The organism is Arhodomonas sp. KWT (assembly GCF_010993615.1).
On the sequence record NZ_WNXE01000143.1, the window covers coordinates 1,481 to 6,875 of the forward strand.

Sequence of the window (5,395 nt, forward strand, 5' to 3'; positions counted from 1 at the left end):
CTGCATCGTCCACGAGGAGTTCAAGGGTAGCGAGCTCGAACAGCTGCGCGCGCGCTACCCCGATGCGCCGGTGCTGGTACACCCGGAATCGCCGCGCTCGGTGGTGGAGCAGGCGGACGTCGTCGGCTCGACCTCGCAGCTGCTGCAGGCGCTCACGACCTCGTCGGCATCGCGGTTCATCGTTGCCACCGACAACGGCATCTTTCACAAGATGCGCGAGGCCGCGCCGGACAAGGAGCTCATGGAGGCGCCCACGGCGGGGCGCAGCGCCACCTGCCAGAGCTGTGCCCACTGCCCGTGGATGGCGATGAACGGCCTGCGCAACCTCGCTGGTGCGCTGGAGCGCCTGGACAACGAGATCTTCGTGGACGAGGCCGTGGCCGAGCAGGCCCGGATCTCGCTCGGGCGGATGATGACCTTCGGCCGCGAGCGCCGCCAGGCCGTTCTGGGCAACGGCGACGCCTGAAGGCGGCGGCGATGGCGGGGTTGCCCGTCTAAACTGTCCATAAAGGCATCGTCCGGAGACAGTGCTATGGGCAGGGGCAGCGCGTTGGTCGTCGGGGTTGGCCCCGGGCTCGGTGCGGCGCTGGTACAGCGTTTCGCCGCCGGTGGTCTGAACGTCGCGATGATCGCCCGCGGCGCCGAGCGGCTGGCCGATATCGCCGCCGGTATGGACGCCGACGAAGGGCAGGTCCTTCCCTATCCCTGCGATGCCACCGACGAGGCCCAGGTGGCAGCCGTGTTCGACGCCGCCGACGCCGAGCTCGGTCCGGTGGAGGCGGTGGTGTACAACGCCGGGACTTTCGAGCCCGGCGGTATCCGCGACATTTCCGTGGCCACCTTCGAGCGGTGCTGGCGGGTGGGGTGTCTGGGTGGTTTCATCGTCGCGCGCGAGGCCGCGCGTCACATGGCACCGCGGGGACGGGGCAGCCTGCTGTTCACCGGGGCCACGGCGGCATGGCGCGGCGGTGCCGGGTTCGCCACCCTCGCGGTCCCCAAGTTCGGCATCCGTGCGCTCTCCCAGAGCCTGGCCCGGGAGCTCGGGCCCGAGGGTGTGCACGTGGCCCATGTCGTCATCGACGGGCGCATCGGACCGCCCGACGGGGCCGCCGACAACGACCGGCTCGAGCCCGCTGCGATCGCCGAGAGCTACTGGCAGCTCCACTGCCAGCCCCCCAATGCGTGGACCCAGGAGCTCGACCTGCGGCCCGCCACGGAACGTTTCTGACCGGCCCACCGAGTGACGGCACCGGTGCCAGCGGTTATGGTGCGGGGCACCGTGGGTGTCCGGCACCCGTTTCCGGCCTGGTTGGCGACGACAGGGATAACGGCATGCAAGCAGTACCGATCATTCAGGTGGATGCCTTCACCGCGACGGCCTTCGGCGGCGTGGCCTGCGCCGTGGTACTCGACGCGGATGGCCTCGACGACGAGATGATGAGCACGCTCTCCGACGAGCTGGGCGTCTCCGCGACCGTGTTCGCCATGGATCCGGAGGACCAGACAGTGGCCGAGGTGGGGGCACGCTCGTTCGTCGGGCGCGAGGAGGTGCCGCTGTTCGGCCACCTCGCGGTGGCGCTCACCCATGCGCTGCTGACCAAGGGACGCCTGGCGCGGGGCGACGGGCACATCCAGCGCCTGGGCATCGAGACCAACCACGGCGTGGTCGAGATGGACGTGACCCATTCCGGCGGGGATATGCCGCTGCTGTCGGTCACGCAGCCGCCGCCGGATTTCTTCGAGGCCCAGGATCCGGCAGAGATCGCGACGGTATTCGGCCTGGAGCTCTCGGACCTGCGGGATGACGCGCCGGTGCAGACGGTGAATACCGTGATCCCGCACCTGATGGTGCCCGTGGTGAGCGAGGACGCGCTGCGGCGCGCCCGTGTCCGGCTCGACGCCTATGCCGAGCTCCACCGTTTCGGCGGTTTCGTGGGGGCCCATCTGTTCGCCCTCGGGGGCGCCACCGACAGCGGTGACGTGTTCTCCCGCCATTTCGGCGCACCACCGAACGCCTTCGAGCACAGCTTCAATGGCTCGGCAAGCGGCGGCCTGGCGGCCTACCTCTGGCACCACGGACTCATTCCGCACGCCCGTTTCTCCGTGGAGCAGGGGCACTGGCTGGGCCGGCCGGGTGAGGCCTGGGTCGAGGTCCAGGGTGAGCCCGAGGCGATCCGCGGTGTCCGCGTTGCCGGGCGTGCGGTGCAGGTGATGGAGGGGCTGATGCTGGTCCCCGACACCGGGGATGGCGACGACGGGTGAGCGAGTGGCTGATTGACGGGCCGGGGGGCGCGGCGGTCACGGTCGTCCTCGCCCACGGCGCCGGTGCCGCCATGGACACACCGTTCATGACGCACATCGCCGGAGGGCTCGCCGCGGCGGGCCACCGCGTGGTGCGTTTCGAGTTCCCGTACATGGCGAGGCGGCGCGAGGACGGTAAGCGACGTGGCCCGGACCGGCAGGAGACGTTGCTCGGGTGCTACCGCGAGGTCGTCGCGGCGGTGCGCGAGCGCTGGCCGGGGACCGTGGCCATCGGCGGCAAATCCATGGGCGGACGCATGGCAAGCCTGGTCGCGGACGAGCTCGGCGCCCGGGGACTGCTCGTCCTCGGCTACCCCTTCCATCCCCCGGGCCGGCCCGAGCGGCCGCGGGTCGCGCACCTGGCGGCGCTGTCGACACCGGCGCTGATCCTGCAGGGCGAGCGTGACCCGTTCGGCCGGCCGGACGAAGTCGCGGCCTACGAGCTCGCCTCCACCATTGCGGTGACCTGGGTGCCGGACGGCGATCACTCCTTCAAGCCGCGCAAGCGCAGCGGCGAGACCGAGGCGGGCAACCTTGACCGGGCGGTGGCCGCCAGCGCTGCCTTCCTGGCGCGGCTCGCCTAGTCCCCGGAGACGCCGATGCGGTTACGCCCGCCGTTCTTCGCCGCATAGAGCCCGGCGTCGGAACGCTCCAGTGCCCGTGCCGCCGTATCGTCGCTGCGTACCTCCGTCACGCCTGCCGAGATCGTGATACCGATTTTGTGCTCGCCGGTTTGGAAGTGCTCGTCGCGTATCCGTGCCAGCAGCTTGCCGGCGGTGTGGCGGGCCTGCTGCAGGTCGGTCTCCGGCAGCAGCACCACGAACTCCTCGCCGCCGTAACGGGCGAGCAGGTCGATGGCGCGCACCTCTGCCTGAAGCCGGCTGGCGACGGCGGTGAGGATGCGGTCGCCGGTGACGTGGCCGTAGGCGTCGTTGACCCCCTTGAAGTGATCGATGTCGAGGATGATCAGTGACAGGCGCCGGCCGTAGCGCTGGCGTCGCGCCAGCTCGACGGCAAAGCGCTCCTGGAAGGCCTTGCGGTTGTAGATGCCGGTGAGGGCATCGGTGGCCCCGCGGTTGCGTTCCTCGGCAAGGCGCCGACGAAGCTCCGCGATCTTTGCCTCGCTCTCGCGCAGGCGCCTGCGGTACGGGCAGGCCCTGCACGCCGTGCTCTGCCGTCCGGGGCTGCAACGCTGCAGCAGCGCCAGGGCGCGGAGGGCAAGGCGTCGGGGGATGTTACCGGGGATGGTGCGTGTGATTGGCCTGCCGCGCTCAGCCTGCTCGTCCTGAGCCATTGATCCCTACCTCTGCGCACGTCCCGTGCATCCGTGCGCGGCACGGGGGGCTGGTTCTGGCGTGTCCCTGCACCGGTGCCATGCAGTCGCGGGGTTTACGCGGGTGCATGGCTCGCGCCGCCATTGCGTCGTCCTTTCCCGGGGCGTTCCCGGTAATGGGACATGGTCGACATGACGCGATCGTCTGCCGCCCGGTATGCTCGTTCACTTATGGTCAGCCATAAGCCACCGCCGCCGCGCGATTGGGTATCCGCCCGGTGTGTCCATACTGCGGTGTCTCCGTGGCTCAAGGCGCACGGGCCGGCACGTTGCATGCGCCGACACGGTCTCCGGCCGTCCATTCCGTGACGCCGGAGTCCCGGATAAGGGTGAGACTGCCTTATCCGGGAGTTTCGTGTCAATGGTTTCCGGGCGTGTGTCGCAACCGGGGTGGCCCGGGCGTGCCAGTGGAACACGACAATGCCTGACGAAGGAAAAAACAACGACATGGCCGGCCGTTCACACGGGGGTGCATCGACGGATGCCGGCGCCATTGGGGCTCGCATATCCGAGATTGCCGCGCACGTCGGGGGCAAGAAGGCCCTCGCCGCGCGGGCCGGTGTCTCGGAGAGCCATCTCTATCGTTATATCGCGGGGGCCAGCGAGCCCACGGCGGGGCGCCTGGTGGCCCTGGCCCGGGCCGGCGGTGTGTCCGTCGCGTGGCTCGCGACCGGCGAGGGGGCGCTGGAGGTATCCGGTACCGTACGCGAGGCCGGGCCCCGATACGCCGCGGGGGAATACACGCCGATCCGTGCCGCGGACACGATGCCGGTGCTGGCGCTCTCATCGGCGTGGCTGAACGCGGAGGGACTGTGCGCCGAGGCGCTGGTCGTGGTCACGGCCAGCGGCGACTCCATGGCCCCGACCGTGAACGAAGGGGATCGCCTTCTCGTCGACACGACCCGGCACGATATCGGCGACGACGCTGTGTACGTGCTCCGCGTCGACGGTGCGCTGCAGCCGAAACGCCTGCAACGGGACTGGTCCGGCGGGGTGTGGGTGCGATCGGACAGCCTCCGCTACGCGGATCAGCACGTTTCCGGCGCGGCCCTGGCGGCCCTGGATGTGGTCGGCCGGGTGATCTGGATAGCGCGACGGGTCTAGCCCGGCACCGCGTTCGCTCCGCGTCGTCGTGGTTGACGTTGGTGACGCGGCACTCGCCGGGTGTCAACGCAGGCGCACGGCGATCCGGTCGCGTCCGGCGCGCTTGGCGTCGTAGAGGGCGTGGTCCGCGCGTTCGAAGGCATCCGTCATGTCGTCGCCGACCTGGACCTCGGTCACACCGGCCGAGATCGTAACCGGGACGGCCTCCGGGCCGCCGCCGTCGGGGCGCAGCCGGCGGACGGCCTCCAGCAGCCGGTCGGCGCTCTCCCGTGCCGCGTCCGCGTCCGTTTCGGGCAGCAGCGCGACGAACTCCTCCCCGCCGTAGCGGGCCATCATGTCCGTGGTGCGCAGGGCGGCGCGCAGCGTTTCCGCCACGGCCACGAGGATCCGGTCGCCGGCGAGGTGGCCGTGGATATCATTGACGCGCTTGAAGTGATCGATATCCGCGACGACCAGGGCGAAGGTCCGGCGGGTGCGCTGCTGGCGGGCCAGCTCATCGGAGAAACGCTCCTCGAAGGCCATGCGGTTGGGGACGCCGGTGAGGGTGTCGGTGGCCCCGCGGCTGCGCTCCTCGACCAGGCGCCGGCGTAGCTCGGCGGTCTCGGCCTCGGCCTCCTGCAGCCGGCCGCGCAGTGCGTCCGCCTCGGATTCCGCCGC

The 5,395-nt window shown here is 70.5% G+C and carries 7 protein-coding genes; 5 read left to right on the top strand and 2 right to left on the bottom strand.

Features of this window, described 5'->3' with window-relative positions; genetic code table 11:
- The 4 genes from nadA to G7A99_RS15125 all read left to right on the top strand — a co-directional run.
- On the top strand, window positions 1–466 hold a 466-nt coding region (gene nadA / locus G7A99_RS25590), incomplete at its 5' end, for a quinolinate synthase NadA (protein WP_240466299.1).
- Window positions 467–532: 66 nt separating this feature from the next.
- On the top strand, window positions 533–1,228 hold the full coding sequence (locus G7A99_RS15115) for an SDR family NAD(P)-dependent oxidoreductase (RefSeq protein ID WP_163141604.1): 696 nt from the start codon (window positions 533–535) through the stop codon (window positions 1,226–1,228).
- Window positions 1,229–1,332: 104 nt separating this feature from the next.
- On the top strand, window positions 1,333–2,262 hold the full coding sequence (locus tag G7A99_RS15120) for a PhzF family phenazine biosynthesis protein (protein WP_018717774.1): 930 nt from the start codon (window positions 1,333–1,335) through the stop codon (window positions 2,260–2,262).
- A complete protein-coding gene (locus tag G7A99_RS15125; RefSeq protein WP_018717775.1) occupies window positions 2,259–2,885 on the top strand; it encodes an alpha/beta family hydrolase in 627 nt (208 codons plus the stop codon). The genes G7A99_RS15120 and G7A99_RS15125 overlap by 4 nt, the downstream gene beginning before the upstream one ends.
- On the opposite strand, the gene G7A99_RS15130 is transcribed toward G7A99_RS15125, so the two are convergent.
- The gene (locus G7A99_RS15130) at window positions 2,882–3,595 is read right to left on the bottom strand and encodes a GGDEF domain-containing protein (RefSeq protein ID WP_018717776.1); all 714 of its coding nucleotides are present in this window, start codon (window positions 3,593–3,595) and stop codon (window positions 2,882–2,884) included. The genes G7A99_RS15125 and G7A99_RS15130 overlap by 4 nt on opposite strands.
- A 459-nt stretch (window positions 3,596–4,054) precedes the next feature.
- Here G7A99_RS15130 and G7A99_RS15135 point away from each other — a divergent pair, with 459 nt between their 5' ends.
- Window positions 4,055–4,738, top strand: coding sequence for a LexA family transcriptional regulator (locus G7A99_RS15135; RefSeq protein ID WP_084594125.1), 684 nt, complete (start codon window positions 4,055–4,057; stop codon window positions 4,736–4,738).
- Window positions 4,739–4,801: 63 nt separating this feature from the next.
- Here the strand turns inward: G7A99_RS15135 and G7A99_RS15140 are convergent.
- Window positions 4,802–5,395 (bottom strand): GGDEF domain-containing protein (locus G7A99_RS15140; RefSeq protein WP_163141607.1); only part of this gene is annotated, 594 nt, incomplete at its 5' end.